The 16,404-nt window shown below is 68.9% G+C and carries 13 protein-coding genes; 4 read left to right on the top strand and 9 right to left on the bottom strand.

The window, feature by feature from the left end; all coding sequences use genetic code 11:
* Positions 1 to 29: 29 nt before the first annotated feature.
* The 6 genes from HV742_RS03105 to HV742_RS03080 form a co-directional block, all read right to left on the bottom strand.
* Positions 30 to 2,123 carry a TonB-dependent receptor gene (locus HV742_RS03105; protein WP_175144437.1) on the bottom strand — a complete coding sequence of 698 codons (2,094 nt, stop codon included), beginning with the start codon at positions 2,121 to 2,123 and terminating at the stop codon, positions 30 to 32.
* A gap of 270 nt (positions 2,124 to 2,393) precedes the next feature.
* Positions 2,394 to 3,152, bottom strand: a complete 759-nt coding sequence (locus tag HV742_RS03100; RefSeq protein ID WP_175144436.1) for an iron ABC transporter ATP-binding protein — start codon at positions 3,150 to 3,152, stop codon at positions 2,394 to 2,396.
* Entirely contained in the window at positions 3,149 to 4,126 is a 978-nt protein-coding gene (locus tag HV742_RS03095; protein WP_232734840.1) for an iron chelate uptake ABC transporter family permease subunit, read from the bottom strand. The genes HV742_RS03100 and HV742_RS03095 overlap by 4 nt, the downstream gene beginning before the upstream one ends.
* Positions 4,119 to 5,090 carry an ABC transporter permease gene (locus HV742_RS03090; RefSeq protein WP_059273028.1) on the bottom strand — a complete coding sequence of 324 codons (972 nt, stop codon included), beginning with the start codon at positions 5,088 to 5,090 and terminating at the stop codon, positions 4,119 to 4,121. The genes HV742_RS03095 and HV742_RS03090 overlap by 8 nt, the downstream gene beginning before the upstream one ends.
* A gap of 54 nt (positions 5,091 to 5,144) precedes the next feature.
* Positions 5,145 to 6,119, bottom strand: coding sequence for a siderophore ABC transporter substrate-binding protein (locus tag HV742_RS03085; protein ID WP_175144435.1), 975 nt, complete (start codon positions 6,117 to 6,119; stop codon positions 5,145 to 5,147).
* Positions 6,120 to 6,184: 65 nt separating this feature from the next.
* Positions 6,185 to 8,206 (bottom strand): ligand-gated channel protein, encoded by a 2,022-nt coding sequence (locus HV742_RS03080; RefSeq protein ID WP_175144434.1) that lies wholly within the window; start codon positions 8,204 to 8,206, stop codon positions 6,185 to 6,187.
* Positions 8,207 to 8,429: 223 nt separating this feature from the next.
* Between HV742_RS03080 and HV742_RS03075 the strand changes: the two genes are divergently transcribed.
* Both HV742_RS03075 and HV742_RS03070 read left to right on the top strand, forming a co-directional pair.
* Positions 8,430 to 9,125, top strand: coding sequence for a response regulator transcription factor (locus HV742_RS03075; RefSeq protein ID WP_175144568.1), 696 nt, complete (start codon positions 8,430 to 8,432; stop codon positions 9,123 to 9,125).
* A complete protein-coding gene (locus tag HV742_RS03070; RefSeq protein ID WP_175144433.1) occupies positions 9,125 to 10,522 on the top strand; it encodes a sensor histidine kinase in 1,398 nt (465 codons plus the stop codon). Before HV742_RS03075 ends, HV742_RS03070 begins: the two co-directional genes overlap by 1 nt.
* A 268-nt stretch (positions 10,523 to 10,790) precedes the next feature.
* Here HV742_RS03070 and HV742_RS03065 read toward each other — a convergent pair whose 3' ends face one another.
* From HV742_RS03065 to HV742_RS03055, 3 genes are all read right to left on the bottom strand, one after another.
* A complete protein-coding gene (locus HV742_RS03065) occupies positions 10,791 to 11,606 on the bottom strand; it encodes a TatD family hydrolase (protein ID WP_049073212.1) in 816 nt (271 codons plus the stop codon).
* Between the two features lie 71 nt (positions 11,607 to 11,677).
* The gene (locus HV742_RS03060) at positions 11,678 to 12,367 is read right to left on the bottom strand and encodes an ABC transporter ATP-binding protein (protein WP_049073211.1); all 690 of its coding nucleotides are present in this window, start codon (positions 12,365 to 12,367) and stop codon (positions 11,678 to 11,680) included.
* Positions 12,360 to 13,592 carry a lipoprotein-releasing ABC transporter permease subunit gene (locus tag HV742_RS03055; RefSeq protein ID WP_254600958.1) on the bottom strand — a complete coding sequence of 411 codons (1,233 nt, stop codon included), beginning with the start codon at positions 13,590 to 13,592 and terminating at the stop codon, positions 12,360 to 12,362. Before HV742_RS03055 ends, HV742_RS03060 begins: the two co-directional genes overlap by 8 nt.
* Positions 13,593 to 13,782: 190 nt before the next feature.
* On the opposite strand from HV742_RS03055, the gene HV742_RS03050 reads away from it, so the two are divergent.
* On the top strand, positions 13,783 to 14,721 hold the full coding sequence (locus HV742_RS03050) for a hypothetical protein (protein ID WP_175144431.1): 939 nt from the start codon (positions 13,783 to 13,785) through the stop codon (positions 14,719 to 14,721).
* Positions 14,703 to 16,403 (top strand): single-stranded-DNA-specific exonuclease RecJ, encoded by a 1,701-nt coding sequence (recJ, locus tag HV742_RS03045; RefSeq protein ID WP_175144430.1) that lies wholly within the window; start codon positions 14,703 to 14,705, stop codon positions 16,401 to 16,403. The genes HV742_RS03050 and recJ overlap by 19 nt, the downstream gene beginning before the upstream one ends.
* Position 16,404 lies beyond the last annotated feature (1 nt).

Here is a 16,404-nt window from a genome sequence, read left to right as displayed (position 1 = left end):
GCCCTGTCGGCGCGCGGATGCCTTTCCTTTTACATGCGGTACTGCAGGCTCAGCATGGCGTTGCGCGGCGCGCCGGGCATGTTCAGGTTGGCGTTGCTACCGTGCGCCGACACGATATACCCGGCATCGAACAGGTTGTAGACGTTCAGCTGCACCGAGTAAGGCCCCTGGCGCCACCAGGCGGCGGCGTCCGCCGTGACGTAGCCGGGCAGCTTGACGGTGTTGCCCGGGTTGGCAAAGCGCGCGCCCACCAGGTTCAAACCGGCGCCAACGCCGAAGCCCTCGCCCAGGTCCTTGGTGATCCAGACGTTGCCGGCATGGCGCGGCGTCAGCGTGGCGCGCTTGCCTTCCACATCCTTGCCCGCGTCGCGCGCCACCGACTGCGTCACGCGCGCGTCCAGGTAGGCATAGCCCAGCATCGCGCGCCAGCCGTTGGACAGGTCGCCCGACAAGGTCCACTCGGCGCCGTCGGTGCGTTGCGTGCCCACCGGCACCAGCGTGTTGGTCACCGGGTTGGTCACCTTGATGTCGGTGCGCTCCAGACGGAACACCGACACCGTGGTCGACAGCTTGCCATCCAGGAAATCGTACTTGGCGCCGACTTCATAGTTGGTGGTCTTCTCCGGCGCCAGGTCGACGTTGTTGGCCGCCAGCGCGAAGGCCTCGCCCGAAGGCTGGTAGGAACGGCTCCACGACACGTAGTACGACTGCACGCTGTCCGGCTGGAACACCAGGCCCAGGCGCGGGCTCAGGTTGGAGTCGGTGCGCTGCAGGTTCTGGCCGCTGCGGCGGTCCTCGGTCTTCTGCTCGAAGCGGTCATGACGCACGCCGCCCAGCACCTTCCAGTGCTCGCCCAGCGACACCATGTCCTGCACATACAGGCCGAGCGTGCTGAAGCGGCCCAGGTTGTCGGAACCCGGCGCGCCCACGGCCTGCCGCCGCAGCGTCGGCAGTTGCGGATCGAACAGGTTGACCACCGCCACGTTGGGATTGGAATAGCTCACCAGGTCCTTGTTCTGCTGGCCCACCTCGACGCCGTAGAGGATGTCGTGGCGCACCGATCCCCACTGCACGCGCTGCATCAGCTCGGTCTGGTTGGTCCAGCCGTGTTCGTCGCGCAGCACGTTGCCGTGGGTCAGTGACACGGTCTGCGCGGCCTCGTTGACTGAACCCGGCAGCGTGTTGTTGCGGTTCAGCGTGTAGTGGTAGTAGCGCGTGGCGTTGCGCAGCGACCAATTGTCGTTGAAGCGGTGCGTCAGCGTGCCGGCGTACGACTGCACGCGAGTCTGGGTGTAGTCGGTGTCGCGCGCGTTCTCGGCGCCGTAGTAGGTGGACGGGTCCACGTCCACCGGACGGCCATGGTAAGCCGGGATGCCGAAGTCGGTCAGGCGGCGGTCTTCCAGGAATTCGGTCTGCAGCAGGAAGGTGGTGTTCTCGCCCAGCTTGAACTGGGCCGACGGCGCGATCGCCTTGCGGTCGATGAACTGCTTGTCGCGGTAGCTGTCGCCCTTCTCCACCGCGCCGGTCAGGCGCCAGGCCATGCTGCCGCTCTCGTTGGCGCGTCCCAGGTCCAGGTCGAGCCGACGGTCGTTCCACGACCCGTAGCTCAGGCCGACCTGCGAGATGTCCTCGCCGGGCTTCTTGGTGACGCGGTTGATCAGGCCGCCCGACGAGCCGCGGCCGTACAGCACCGCCGCCGGGCCCTTGATGACGTCGATGCGTTCGACGTTGGACAGGTCGCGGAAGTACAGCGCGTCATCGCGGAAGCCGTCGACGAACTGGTCGGCGATGGCGGTGAAGCCGCGTATCGACACCTGGTCGCGCTGGCCGTCGCCGGTCGAGAAGCTGACGCCCGGCACGTTCTTGAGCGCGTCCTGCACCGACATGGCGTGCTGGTCGCGCAGCACCTGCGCGGGCACCACGTTCACCGTCTGGGGAATGTCGCGCAGCGGCGCGTCGATCTTGGTGGCGCTGGTGGACGCGGGCGGGTTGTAGCTTTGCGCGGGGTCATCGGCGCCGACGACGCTGATCGCGGGCAAGGTGGCGGCGGGCGCGGCCTGGGCCTGGACGGCCAAGGGGGCCGCGGCGAACAGGGCGGCGGTGAGGGGGCGGAGGACGTGCATGGCCTGCGGGTCTTTTCGAAGTCGTTTGAAATGGAAGAAACCGCCATTCTCTTGACAACGAGAATCACTCGCAATGCTTTTATCATTACGTTGCCTGGGGGCCACGATAAATGAGACACGCGTCCAATTCAGATGTTATTCAGCATGTGTGTGCAAAGCGTGCGCGGCGGGCCGGATGTCCCAGCCCGGTCGCATTCCGTCCCCGAAAATTTTCCGCCGCGCGCCGGCGCTGGCGTCGTCCCGCGAGCCAGCGCGCGCTCCCCGCGACCGTCAGCGGTAATACACGCAGATGCGCTTGCCGCCGATTTCGTGCACGTCGATCGGCAATTCATACAGTTCGCCCAGCACCTCGGGACGGATCAGTTCGGCGGGTGTGCCGCAATGCGCCACCCTGCCCGCCTTCATCGCCACGATGCGGTCGGCATAGCTGGACGCGAAGTTGATGTCGTGCAGCACCAGCACCACGGTCTTGCCCAGTTCGTCGGCCGCGCGCCGCAGCGTGCCCATCATGGCCACGGCGTGCTTCATGTCGAGGCTGTTCAGCGGCTCGTCCAGCAGCACATAGCGCGTATCCTGGCACAGCACCATCGCCACGAACGCGCGCTGGCGCTGGCCGCCGGACATCTCGTCCAGGTAGCGGCCGGCCAGCGGCTCCAGGTCCAGGTAGGCGATGGCCCGGTCGATATGGACCTTGTCGTCCAGCGTCAGGCGGCCTCCGGAATGCGGATAGCGCCCGAACGCCACCAGGTCGCGCACCGTCAGGCGCAGCGGCAGGTGGTTGTCCTGCCGCAGGATGGCCAGGCGCCGCGCCAGTTCGCGGCTGTCGCCGCGCGTCACGTCCAGGCCGTCCACCTGGATGCGGCCGGCGGACATCGGCAGCAGGCGGCTGATCATCGACAGCAGCGTCGACTTGCCGGCGCCGTTGGGGCCGATGATGGCGGTCACGCCGCCGGCCGGCAAGGCCAGCGACACCTGGTCCACGACCACGCTGTCGCCGTACTGCTTGCTGACTTGTTGGATATCGATCATTGGCGTCCCCTGCGCAAGATCAGGGCCAGGAACATCACTCCGCCCACGAATTCGATGACCACGCTGACCGTGGTGCTCAATTGCAGCACCCGTTCCAGCAGGGTCTGCCCACCCACCAGGAAAATCACGCTGAGCAGCGCGGCGGCCGGCACGGTATGGCGGTGCCGATCCGACCCCATCGCCTGGTACGCCAGGTTGCTGACCAGCAGGCCGAAGAAGGTCACCGGTCCCACCAGCGCGGTGGACACCGACACCAGCACGGCGATGGCGGCCAGCGTCAGCAACAAGGTGCGGCGGTAGTCCACCCCCAGGTTCAGCGCGATCTCGCGGCCCAGCGCCAGTACGTCATAGCGACGCCGCATGCGCCAGACCAGCAGCGTGGCCGCGGCCACCGCCGCCAGCGCGATCGGCAGCAGTTCGGTGCGCACCGAATTGAAGTTGGCGAACATCCGGTCCTGCAGCACCAGAAACTCGTTCGGGTCGATCAGGCGCACCACGAAGCTGGACAAGCTGCGAAACAGCAGCCCGAAGATGATGCCCACCAGCATCATCAAATGCAGGCTGCGCACGGCGTCGGTGAACAGCCAGCGGAACAGCAGGCAGGCGAAGGCCGTCATCGCGCCCACTTCCAGCACGAAGGCCGCCACCGGATGGTTGACCGCGCCGGCCGCCTGACCGAAGCCGAACACCACCAGCGACTGGATCAGCAGGTAGAGCGCGTCAAAGCCCATGATGGCCGGCGTCAGGATGCGGTTGTGCGTCACGGTCTGGAACAGCACCGACGACACCGCCACCGCGTAGGCTACCAGCAGCATCGCCGCCAGCTTGCCGCCCCGGAACGGCAGCACGAAAGCCCATTGGCCATTGGCGCCCAGCGTCATGAAACCGACAACGCACAGCAACGCGGCGGTGGCCAGCAGCGCCAGGCGCCAGGCCTGCGGCGAAGGCAACAGGCGCGACACGGAGTCAGCCACGGCGCGCTCCCCGGCTGCGCAACAGGCACAGGAACAGGACGCTGCCCACCACGCCCACCACGGTGCCCAGGGGCACCTCGTAGGGATGGATCACCAGCCGGCCGATGATGTCACAGGCCAGCACGAACACGCCCCCCAGCATCGCCACCCACGGAATCGCGCGGCGCATGTTGTCGCCCAGCATCAGGCTGACCGCGTTCGGCACGATCAGGCCCAGAAACGGAATGCCGCCGGCGGTCACCACCACCACGGCGGAAATCGCCGACACGATCAGCAGGCCCACCAGGGTCAGGCGCGCGTGGTTCAGGCCAAGATTGGCGGCGAACTCGCGGCCCATGCCGGCCACGGTGTAGCGGTCCGCCGCCAGATAGGCCGCGGCCGCCAGGCCGAAGCCGATCCACAGCAGTTCGTAGCGGCCGCGCAGCACCCCGGAAAAATCGCCGGTGGTCCAGGCGTGCAGTGACTGCAGCAGGTCATAGCGGTAGGCAACGAAGGTGGTGACGGCGTGGATCACGCCGCCCAGGATCAGGCCGATCAGCGGCACGATGAACGGCGTGCGCAGCGGCACGCGCCGCAGCAGCGCCAGGAACAGCAGCGTGCCCGCCAGCGCGAAGCCGGTGGCCGTCAGCATCTTGCCGATCACCGGCGTGTCCGGCGCCAGCAGCGTCACCACCAGGATGCCGAGCGTGGCCGACTCGACGGTCCCGGCCGTGGTCGGTTCGACGTAGCGGTTGCGCACCAGCATCTGCATGATCAGCCCGGCCACCGCCAGCGCCATGCCGGCCAGCAACAGGGCCAGCGTGCGCGGCACGCGGCTGACCAGCAGCAGGCGCCAGGCGCGCTCGGCGTCCGGCCCGCCGGCCAGCGCGGCGAACGAAAACGACCCCGCGCCCAGGCTGACGCTGGCCACGCACAACGACAGCAACAGCAGCAACAGGGCCGCCAGCCCGGCCCAGCCGGTCATCATCCCGCCCTGCTTCACCCGGCCGACTCCGACGCCATCCGATGGACCATGCGCTTACTTGACGTCCGGCTTGGCGCCCGACAGCGCGCGGGCGATATCGTCCACGTTCTGCTGCATGGCGGTCAGGCCCGCACTGCCCAGCAGGTACCAGTTGTAGCCGTTCAGATAGACCACGCGCTGCTGCTTCCAGGCCTTGGTGGGGCGGATCAGGTCGTTGTCCAGCATCCGCTGGGCCGAGGTGCCTTCGCGGCCGATGGCGGCGTCGCGGTCGATCACGAACAGCCAGTCGGGATCGGTCTGGGCAATGAACTCGAACGAAATCGCCTGGCCGTGGTTCGACACGTTCAGGTCCTTGCCGGCGGGCGCGAAGCCGAACGCGTCATGAATGACGCCGAAGCGCGAGCCGGGACCATAGGCGCTCATCTTGCCGCCGGTGGTCAGCACGATCAGCGCGGTGCCCGCCTTGCCCGCCTGGCCATGCAGCGCCGTGATCGAGGCGCGCAGCGCGTCCAGCTTTTCCCTGGCCTGGGTCTGTTTGCCATAGATGGCGGCCAGCGTTTCGGTGTTGCGCGTGACGCTGCCGACCAGATCCTTGGCGTCAACCGTCAGGTCGACCGTGGGCGCCAGTTTGGCCAATTCGTCGTACTTGGGCGCCGAACGGCCGGCCACGAAGATCACCTGCGGCTGGGCCGCGTGGATTACCTCGTAGTTGGGCTCGAACATGCTGCCGACCTTGAGATAGCGCTTGTCGGCGTACTGGGCGAGCTGCGGCGGCAGCTTGGCGGCGCTGGGCACGCCGGCCACGTCCACGCCCAGCGCGTGCAGGGTGTCGAGCACCGCCAGGTCCAACACCACGGTCTTGGTCGGGTTGGACGGCACGGCGGTCTCGCCGCGCGCGTGCTTGACCGGCACGCTCCGGGCCGCGTCCTGGGCCAGGCTCGGGGCGCTGGCGGCGCCCAGGGCCACGGCCGTGGTGGCACACGCCAGCCAGCGGCCGGCGCGCCCTGCCAAGGTTTGCTTCATCGTCATGCTTGTCTCTCCAGGTTGCGGGAATGCCGCCAGGCGGCGGCGCGTCCCGGTTGTTGCGCGCGGGCTCAGAACTTCACGCCCACGCCCAGCCAATAGCGGCGGCCGTCCTCGACGTAGCCGTAGTCGTCGTAGCCGACCTGCTTGTCGAACAGGTTGTAGATGCCGGCGTACACCGACACCTTCTTGTTGACGGCGTAGGAGCCGCCCAGGTCGACGAAGGTGTACGACGGCGCCACCAGCGAGGTCGAGGACGGGCCGGTGATCGGCTGGCTTTCCTTGCCGCGGTAGTTGACGCGGGCCCACGCTTGCAGCGCGTCGGAGGCCTGCCAGTTGACCGTGGTGGTGAACAGGTGCTTGGGCAGCTGGTTCAGCGGCTGGCCCTGGTACTGGCCAGACTTCTGTTCCGACTTGGTGAAGGTGTAGCTGCTGGTCAGCGACCAGTCGCGGCCCAGCGGCAGCTTCAGGTTGGCCTCGACACCGCGCGACACCGCCTTGTCCACGTTCATGTAGGTGGTGGGGTTGGAGCCGAACTGGTTGGGGCCGTCGGTGCATTGCGACAGCGGGCACGCAACGCGGGTGATCTTGTCCTTGAAGTTGTTGTTGAACAGGGTCAGGCCGGCATTGAAGCCCTCGCCGTCGTCATACAGCAGACCGAGTTCCTGGGTCACCGACTTCTCGGGCGTCAGGTCGGGGTTGCCGTACATGTTGCCGCCGCGGCTGACCTGCCCCCAGCCGGCCACGGTCTGGCGCAGGTCGGGCGCGCGGAAACCGGTGGACACGCCGCCCTTCAGGGTCCAGCGCTCGGCCATGTGCCACACGCCGTACAGGCGCGGGCTGAAATGGCTGCCGAAGTTCTCATCCTGATCCATGCGCAGGCCGCCGGTCAGCGCGAAGCTTTCGACCAGGCGCCATTCGTCCTCGGCGAACAGCGCCCACTGGTAGCGCTCCACCTTGCTGGGACCGCCGGCGAGCTGGTTGCCGGTCTGGTCGGTCAGGCGCTGCGTCAGGTAGGTGCCGCCCAGGGTCAGCATGTGCGAACCCAGCGGCAGCGTCCAACTGGTCTGCAGGTCCAGGTTCTTGATCTTCATCTGGCGCGAGCGGTTGTCGAACTCTTCCTGCTGCACGTAGCTGTCGGACACGCCCCAGCCCCAGCGGCCGGTGTGCGACAGCGCCCACTTGCTGCTGCGGTAGTCGGTTTCCGACGAGGCCGGGCAGCCCGTACGCGCGCAGGCCACGCCGGGGGCCAGCGGGGCCACGGTCTTGCCCAGGGTGTTCTCGTACTTCTGGCGGCTGGACGTGGCTTCCAGCACGATGTCGTGGTCGCGGTTGGGCGTGAGCGCCAGCTTGGCCGTGATGTTGGTGGCGTTGCGCTTGCGGTAGCCCTCGACGATCCTGTCTTCGTCGCGCTGGGTCGCCTGGCCGTAGATCTGCAGGCCCAGCAGGTCATTCTTGATCGGGCCCGCCAGGTAGAAGTTGCCCTGGTAGATGTCGCCGGACTTGCTGTTTTCCTGGATGGTGGTGTCCATGCGGATTTCGCCGCCCCACTCGTTGGGCACCTTGCGGGTGATGATGTTGATCACCCCGCCCATGGCGTCGGAACCATACAGCGACGACATCGGCCCGCGCACCACCTCGATGCGCTCGATGGCCGAGATCGGCGGCGTCCAGCCGCCTTCGACGCCGCCGGAATCAGAGTTGGTGCGGGTTTCCCGCGAGTTCTGGCGCTTGCCATCGATCAGGATCAGCGTGTACTTGGGGCCCATGCCGCGCAGGCTGATGTCCTGGCGGTCGCCGCCGCCGGTGACCACCACGCCCGGCACTTCGACCAGCGCGTCGGTGACGTCACGGTAGAACTTCTTTTCGAGATCCTGGCGCGTGATCACGCTGATCGAGGCCGGCGCGTCCTGGATCTGCTGCTCGTAGCCACTGGCCGTCACCACCACGGTATCCAGCGTCCTGGCGTCGGCCGGCGTGGCCGATTGCGCCAAGACCGGATGACCGGCGACAAGGCCGCTGGCGCACAAGGCGACAGCCAGGCCGGTACGCGGGCCGAATGCGCGGCGCGCGGCCAGATCGTTGCAGCTCATGATTTCAGACTCTCCCGTCCCGGAAGGGCCGCGCCCCGCGCGCCGCCCTGTCCGCTTCAATTTTTAATGAAAACTATTCTCATATTAGAATTGAGGCAAACCGTGAGCTGCAACACGCTTTCCGCAACTTTTACTTTCTTCGCACTTCTTGACACTTCTGCCGCCGGCGACCCGCTATGCTGCCGTGGCAACAGCACCCAAGCGCATGCCCATACCTACTCCCATGGCCACGCGCCGCATCCTGTTGATCGACGACGACGTCGACCTGGCATTGATGCTGCGCGAGTACCTAGAGCCCGGCCACATCGAACTGACCCTGGCGCACAACAACGCCCAAGGTCTGCCACTTGCAATGCAAGATTGCTTCGACCTGGTGCTGCTCGACCTGATGCTGCCGGACGGCAGCGGCCTCGATCTGCTGCGCCATCTGCGCCGCCACTCGCGCCGCCCCGTCATCATGTTCACCGCCCACGGCGGCGAAACCGACAGGGTGCTGGGACTCGAACTGGGCGCGGACGACTACCTGGCCAAGCCCTTCGGTCCGCGCGAACTCAAGGCCCGCATCGGCGCCGTGCTGCGCCGCTTCGAGGAAAAGCCCGCCCCCTCCCCGCCCGAGCTGAACGTCGGCGCGCTATCGCTGGACGCCGCCAGCGGCCGCGCCCGCCTGGGCGAGCAGGAAGTGCTGCTGACCGGCGCCGAACAGCGCATCCTCGAAATCCTGATGCGCGCCCCCGGCCAGGTGGTGCCACGCGAACAGATCAGCCTGTACGCGCTGGGCCGCGCCGCCGAACGCTACGACCGCAGCATCGACACCCACATCAGCAGCCTGCGCAAGAAACTGCAGCTGGACCAGGCCGCCGACGCGCCCGCCATCCGCAACCTGCGCGGACTGGGCTACGTCCTGGCCGGCGCGGCCTGATGCGCTGGCTGCCCGTCCGCTCCCTGTTCTGGCGCGCCTTCCTGACCTTCTGGGGCGCGATGGCCGTCATCACGGTCTGCGGCATGATGCTGACCGCCGCGGTGGCCTGGTACCGCGTCGATTCGCTCGACGGCCTGAACCCCGGCAACCTCACTCGCGACGCGGCCCAGATCGCCCGCGGCGAAGGCGCTGACGGCCTGCGGCGCTGGGTCGAGGCCATGGACGCGCGCTATTCGGCGCTCAAGATTTATATCGTCGACACGCACGACCGCGACATCCTCGGCCGCCGGTTGCCGACCCGCCTGGACGACTGGCTCGCGGCCTTCCGCGCCGCGCCCGATCCGGGCCTGATCGCCGCCTCCATCGACGTCCCCGCCGATCCGGCCGCGGTGCGCGTGTCATGGTGGGATCCGCAATTGCTGACATTGCCGGATAACCGTGAATTGCTGATGCTGTTCCTGCCGTTCGACTCCTCGCACTGGGAAGTGCTGGGACTGACGCCGGTGGCGCTGGGCCTGCTGCTGTTCGCGCTGGCCATCACCGCCCCCTTCTGCTGGGCGCTGACGCGCCACGTGGCCGCGCCGCTGGACCAAATGCGCGGCGCCGCGCGCGCCCTGGCCGCCGGCCGGCTCGACACCCGCACCCCCGGCGCGCTGTCGCGGCGCCAGGACGAACTGGGCCTGCTGGCGCGCGACTTCGACGCCATGGCCGGCCGCCTGCAAGCGCTGGTCGATACGCGCGAGCAACTGCTGCGCAACATCGCCCACGAACTGCGCTCGCCGCTGGCGCGGCTGCGCCTGGGCGTGGAACTGGCGCGCCGCAAGGACGAGCGCCAGGACCTGCAGCTGGACCGTATGGAACGCGAATGCGAGCGCCTGGACACCCTGGTGGGCAGCACCCTGCGGCTGGCGCGCATGGGCGCCCTGCCCCTGCCCACCGAAACGCTGGACCTGGCGGACGTGGTCGACGACGTGGTGCAGGATGCGCGCTTCGAGGCCGGCGAACGCCAGATCGCCATCGGTTGGCACCGTCCGCCGCCGCTGCGCATCGCGGCCGACCGCGACAGCCTGGCCAGCGCCATCGAAAACATCCTGCGCAACGCCCTGCGTTTCGCGCCGGCGGGCGGCGCGATCCAGGTGCGCCTGCTGGCCGACGCCGGCGAAGCCTGCCTGGAAATCGAGGACAACGGGCCCGGCGTGCCGGAAAAGGAACTGGCCTACCTGTTCGAGCCGTTCTACCAGGGCGCCCCGGCCGCCGGCACGCCCCACGGCGGCGCCGGGCTGGGCCTGAGCATCGCGCGGGCCGCCGTGGCGGCCCACAAGGGTCGCATTTCGGCGCGCAACGTCGCGCCGCGCGGGCTGAGCGTGCGCATCGAACTGCCGCGCATGGCCGCCTGACCCGCGCGGCGCTTCGCCAGTCGTCGGGAATCCGTCGTCGGGAATCGATCGTCGGGGACCCGTCGTCGGTGATCGGTCGTCGGTGATCGGTCGCAGGTGATCGGTCGCAGGTGATCGGTCGCCGGTGATCTGCCGCCCCGGATCAGACGTCGGCGAGCAGTCGCCGTTGAGCAGTCGCCAGGGATCAGGCGTCGGGGATCAGGCGCCAATGATCAGTGGTCAATGAGCAGTCGCCCGGCATAGGGCGTCGGTGAGCGGTCGCCCGGCATCAGTCGTCGGCCAGGATCGCGGCCGACAGCCGCGGCAACACCCGCAGCGCATTGGCCGTGGTCGCCTGCGCCACCTGCGCCGGCGTGATACCGCGCAGTCCGGCCAGCACCTGGGCGATGCGGGCCAGCTCGCCAGGCCGGTTGCGCCGCTGCGGCGGATGCAGCCAGGCCGGGGGGATATCCGGCGCGTCGGTCTCCAGCACCAGGTGGCGCAGGTCGACGTCGGTGGCGTGGCGGCGGATCTGCAATGCCCGCTCGTAGGTCATGGCCCCGCCCAGCCCCAGCGCGAAGCCTTGCTCGACAAAGGCCTGGGCCTGCTGGGCGCTGCCATTGAAGGCATGCGCGATGCCGCCGATACGCTCGTGGCGCCGCAGGTACTTCAGCAGGATGTCCTGCGACTTGCGCACATGCAGCAGCACCGGCAGCTTGAATTCCGCCGCCATGGCCAGTTGGGCGGCGTAGAAACGTTCCTGCCGCGCGCGCGGTTCGCCCGAGGCGATTTCCGGCACGAAGAAATCCAGCCCGATCTCGCCGATGGCGACGAAACGGGGATCGCCCAGCGACTGCCGGATGGCGTCGCGCAGGGCATCCAGATCGGCATCGTCGGCGCGCTGCACATAAAGAGGATGGATGCCCAGCGCGTAGGCGCCGCCGGCCACCTGCCCGGCAAGCTCCCGCACGACGGCAAAATTGGCCCGTTCAACGGCGGGGATGACGATGGCCTGGACGCCGGCTTCAAGCGCGTGTCCGATGACCTCGCTACGATCGGTATCGAACTCGGCGGCGTCCAGGTGGCAATGGGTGTCGATCAGCATGGGCGCGGCCTCCTTGCCCGGGTTTCCTGCACAATCATCGCGCCGCCCGGCCCACGGACCGGCCGCGGGCGTCAGCCCGAGACCAGCCGGCCGTTTTCCATCAGCAGCTGGCGGTCGGCGCGCGCCGCCAGCTCGGGATCGTGGGTCACGATCGCAAATGCCGTGCCCGACTCGCGGTTGACACGGGTCAACAGTTCGAACATGTTATGCGCGGTGTGGCGGTCCAGGTTGCCGGTGGGTTCGTCGGCCAGCACGCACACCGGCCGCGTCACCAGCGCGCGCGCCAGCGCCACGCGCTGGCGTTCGCCGCCCGACAGCTGGCCCGGATAATGGCCTTCGCGCGCCGCCAGGCCGACCAGGCCCAGCACCTCGCGCGCCGCTTCGCGGGCCTTGTCGCGGTTCTCGCGGCGCACGATCAGCGGCATGGCGACGTTGTCCAGCGCCGAGAATTCCGGCAGCAGGTGGTGGAACTGATAAACGAAGCCCAGGCTGCGATTGCGCACCTGGCTCTTCCTGGCCTCGGACAGCCCCACGGCCAACTGGCCGTCGACCGACACCGAACCGCTGGTGGGCACGTCCAGCAGACCCAGGATGTGCAGCAGCGTGCTCTTGCCGGAACCGGACGCGCCGACGATGGCGACCATCTCGCCGCGCGCCACGCTCAGGCTGACATTGCTCAGCACCTCGATGCGGGCCGGCCCTTCGTCGTAGACCTTGACGAGGTTGTCGGCCTGCAGCGCCGGAGACAGGGAATCAATCATGGCGCAGCACCTGTGCGGGTTGCAGGCGCGAAGCGCGCCAGCTGGGATACAAGGTCGCCAGCAGCGACAGCACCAGGGACGTCACGCCGATGGTCACGATGTCGCCCACCTGCGGGTCGGACGGCAAGGCGCTGATGAAATAGATCTCGCGCGGCAGGAAATGCACGCCCAGCAGACGCTCGATGAACGGCACGATCACGTCGACGTTGTAGGCGATCAGGATGCCGCCGGCCACGCCCAGCAGGGTGCCGATGACGCCGATCAGCGCGCCCTGCACCAGGAAGATGCGCGCCACTTCGCCCGGCCCCGCGCCCAGCGTGCGCAGGATGGCGATGTCCGATTGCTTGTCCTTGACCGCCATCACCAGCGACGACAGCAGGTTGAACGCGGCCACCGCGACGATCAGCGCCAGGATCAGGAACATCATGCGCTTTTCGGTCTGCACCGCGGCGAACCAGGTGCGGTTGTTGCGCGACCAGTCGCTCGCCATGATGTAAGGCGGCAGCACGTTGCGCAGCTCGGCCGCCACCTCGGGCGCCTTCTGCATGTCGGCGATGCGCAGGCGCACGCCGGCGGTGCCGCTCTCGCGGAAGACCTTGGCGGCATCGTCGTTGTCGACGAAGGCCAGCGAGGAATCGTATTCGTAGTGGCCCGACGAGAACACGCCGACCACGGTGAACTGGCGCATGCGCGGCGCGAAGCCGGCCGGACTGATGGAGCCCTGCGGCGCCAGCATCAGCAAGGTGTCGCCCACCTTCACGCCCATGCCGTCGGCCAGCTCGTTGCCCAGCACCACGCCGAAACCGCCCGGTTTCAGGTCGGTCAGCTTGCCCGCCACCATCTGCCGCGGCAGGTCCGAGACGTTGCCTTCGGTGGCCGGGTCGATGCCCCGCACCTGCACCCCGCGCAGGGCCTGGCCGCGCACCAGCATGCCCTGCGCCGCCACGAACGGCGCGCCGGCCTTGACCTCGGGGTTGCGCTTGGCGGCGTCGGCAAACTGCTGCCACTGCTCCAGCACCCGCTCGGGCGCGGCGCCCGGGATGTAGAGCTCGATGTGCGGCAGCACCGACAGCATGCGGTCACGGACCTCTTTCTGGAAGCCGTTCATGACCGACAGCACCACGATCAGGGCGGCGACGCCCAGCGCGATGCCTGCCATGGAACTGGCGGCGATGAAAGAGATGAAGCGATCGCGGCGGCCGCGTCGCTGGCGGATGCGGGCCAGCCCGGCATAGCGGGCGCCGATCCAGAGTTCGTAGGGTATTTTCAGCACGAGCGCATTATGGCATTAACCGGCCGCAAAACCGTCCCCGGAATGCGGGAATGGAAGACAAGCCGTGACAAGCTATGGCAGCCGGGGCCGGGCTTAGTTCCCGGCCTGGGTCCGAGTCCAGCCAGCGACTACAATCCCGGCCATGCTGATCGTCATCCCGGGCGCCTTGCCCGCCCTTCCCGTCGCCGCAGAACTGGCCAAGCTGCTGCCCGAGCGCGCGCCCACGCTGCACCGCTGGCTGCAGGCCGGCAGCGCCCGGGTCCAGGCCCACGACATCCGTACCCAGGGCTGTACCGCGTTCGAAGCCTGGCAACTGCGCCGGGCCGGCTACGCCACGGAACCCGGCCTGCTGCCGGGCGCCGGACTGGGCCCGCTGCTGGCCGGCGGCCAGGCCGGCGACGGCCCCGTCTGGCTGGCCGAACTGGTCCACCTGGCCCTGGGCACCGACCAGGCCACCCTCCTCGACCCGGCCCAGATGGACCTGCGCGACACCGAGACCGCCGCCCTACTGGAAACCGCCCGTCCGCTGTTCGTAGACACCGGCTTCGCCGTCGAACCGTTGACGGCCGCCCGCTGGCGCCTGCGCCTGCCGGACGGCCTGCGGCCCCAGACCGCCAGCCCGCTGGCGGTGGCGGGCCAACGCCTAAACGACTGGTGGCGCCAGGATACCGAAACGCGGCCCTGGCGTCGGCTGCTCAACGAGATCCAGATGTCCTGGCACGAGCATCCCGCCAACGAATCGCGCGCCGCGCGCGGCCTGCCGCCCGTCAACGCCCTGTGGCTGTATGGCGGCGGCACGCCGTGGGCCATGCGCCCGGCCGGCCCGGAACAGGTCATGACTGAACTGGATACCCCGCAACGCGCCGGCGACTGGGCCGCCTGGCTCGACGCCCTGGCCGCGCTAGAGCAGCGCCTGCAAGCGCTGGCCGGCCCCAAGGGGCTGCCGGACCAGCCTGCCGAACTGCTGCTGCTGGGCGACGATCGCAGCGCCACCCTCACCCTGAAACCGCGCGGGGGCCTGCTCGGCTTGCTGCCCGCGCCCAAGAAAAACTGGAGCGCCTGGTGGTCTCACCCCGCTTAACCGTCCGCCACGCCGACCTCGCCGCCTGCCACGCCCTGGAAGCCTCGGGCATCCACCCGCTGCTGGCGCGCCTGTGGGCCGCGCGCGGCGTCACCCATCCCGACCAGACCAAGCTGGCCTGGCCCGCCCTGCTGCCACCGGCCGGCCTGACCCATTCGGCGCACGCCGCCGGCGTGCTGGCCGACGCCATCCAGGCCGGCAAGAAACTGCTGATCGTGGCCGACTACGACTGCGACGGCGCCACCGCCTGCGCCGTCGGCCTGCGCGCCCTGTCGGCCATGGGCGCCGACGTCGACTTCCTGGTGCCGAACCGCTTCGAGACCGGCTACGGCCTGTCGCCCGCCGTGGTCGAGCTGGCCTGCCGCCATCGCGCCGGCAAGCCCGACATCATCATCACCGTGGACAACGGCATCGCCAGCGTCGACGGCGTGGCCGCGGCCAACGCCGCCGGCATCGGCGTGGTGATCACCGACCACCACCTGCCCGGCGACACGCTGCCGGACGCCCTGGCCATCGTCAACCCGAACCAACCGGGCTGCGGCTTCCCGTCCAAGAACCTGGCCGGCGTCGGCGTCATCTTCTACATGATGCTGGCGCTGCGCGCCGAGCTGCGCCGCCGCGGCGTCTACGCCCCCGATGGCGGGCCGCGTCTGGACGCGCTGTCCGACCTGGTGGCGCTGGGCACCGTGGCCGACGTGGTCAAGCTCGACGCCAACAACCGCCTGCTGGTGACGCAGGGGCTGCAGCGCATGCGCAGCGGCCGCCTGCAGCCCGGCCTGCGCGCCCTGTTCGCCGTGGCGGGCCGCGAGCCGCGAGCCGCCAACGGCTTCGACCTGGGCTTTGCGCTGGGCCCGCGCATCAACGCCGCCGGCCGCCTGGCCGACATGAGCCTGGGCATCGCCTGCCTGACCACCGACGACGAGGCCCAGGCGCTGGAGATGGCGCGCGAGCTGGACAACATCAACCGCGAGCGCCGCACCATCGAGGCCGAGATGCGCGAGCAGGCGCTGGCCGCCATGGAAGCGCCCGACGCCGCGCCCGGCGCCACGGTCTGCGTGTTCGACCCGGGCTGGCACCAGGGCGTGGTCGGCCTGGTGGCCTCGCGCCTGAAAGAGAAATTCTGGCGCCCCACCCTGGCCTTCGCGCCGGCCGGCGACGACGAGATCCGCGGCTCGGGCCGTTCGATCCCCGACGTGCACCTGCGCGACGTGCTCGACCTGGTGTCCAAGCGCCACCCCAACCTGATCCGCAAGTTCGGCGGCCACGCCATGGCGGCCGGCCTGACGCTGGGCCGCCAGGATTTCCCGGCCTTCGCCCCCGCCTTCGATGCCGCCGTGCGCGAACTGACCGGACGCGACAGCTTCGAGCCGGTCATCGAGACCGACGGCTCGCTCGAATCCGGGTACGCCAACGCCGAAGTCGCCGGCCTGCTGCAGCAGCAGGTCTGGGGCGCGGGTTTTGCCGCGCCTTTGTTCCTGGACGAATTCGTGGTGCGCAACCAGCGCCTGGTCGGCGAAAAGCACCTGAAACTGTCGCTCGAACGCGGCCAGCAGCGCTTCGACGCCATCTGGTTCGGCCACGACCAGTCCTTGCCCGAACGCATCCAGGCGGCCTACCGGCTGGAGCAGAACGTGTGGAACGGGATGGTGTCGGTGCAGTTGGTGATCGAACACGCCGGGTGAG

This window comes from Achromobacter ruhlandii (assembly GCF_902859695.1).
GTDB lineage: Bacteria > Pseudomonadota > Gammaproteobacteria > Burkholderiales > Burkholderiaceae_B > Achromobacter > Achromobacter ruhlandii.
This window is presented reverse-complemented; position numbering and strand designations above follow the sequence as displayed.

Bases quoted from the DNA above. Each gene is read 5' to 3' on its own strand.
- HV742_RS03105 (WP_175144437.1), bottom strand. From the start codon at position 2,123: ATGCACGTCCTCCGCCCCCTCACCGCCGCCCTGTTCGCCGCGGCCCCC.
- HV742_RS03100 (WP_175144436.1), bottom strand. From the start codon at position 3,152: ATGATCGATATCCAACAAGTCAGCAAGCAGTACGGCGACAGCGTGGTC.
- HV742_RS03090 (WP_059273028.1), bottom strand. From the start codon at position 5,090: ATGACCGGCTGGGCCGGGCTGGCGGCCCTGTTGCTGCTGTTGCTGTCG.
- HV742_RS03085 (WP_175144435.1), bottom strand. From the start codon at position 6,119: ATGACGATGAAGCAAACCTTGGCAGGGCGCGCCGGCCGCTGGCTGGCG.
- HV742_RS03080 (WP_175144434.1), bottom strand. From the start codon at position 8,206: ATGAGCTGCAACGATCTGGCCGCGCGCCGCGCATTCGGCCCGCGTACC.
- HV742_RS03075 (WP_175144568.1), top strand. From the start codon at position 8,430: ATGGCCACGCGCCGCATCCTGTTGATCGACGACGACGTCGACCTGGCA.
- HV742_RS03070 (WP_175144433.1), top strand. From the start codon at position 9,125: ATGCGCTGGCTGCCCGTCCGCTCCCTGTTCTGGCGCGCCTTCCTGACC.
- HV742_RS03065 (WP_049073212.1), bottom strand. From the start codon at position 11,606: ATGCTGATCGACACCCATTGCCACCTGGACGCCGCCGAGTTCGATACC.
- HV742_RS03060 (WP_049073211.1), bottom strand. From the start codon at position 12,367: ATGATTGATTCCCTGTCTCCGGCGCTGCAGGCCGACAACCTCGTCAAG.
- HV742_RS03050 (WP_175144431.1), top strand. From the start codon at position 13,783: ATGCTGATCGTCATCCCGGGCGCCTTGCCCGCCCTTCCCGTCGCCGCA.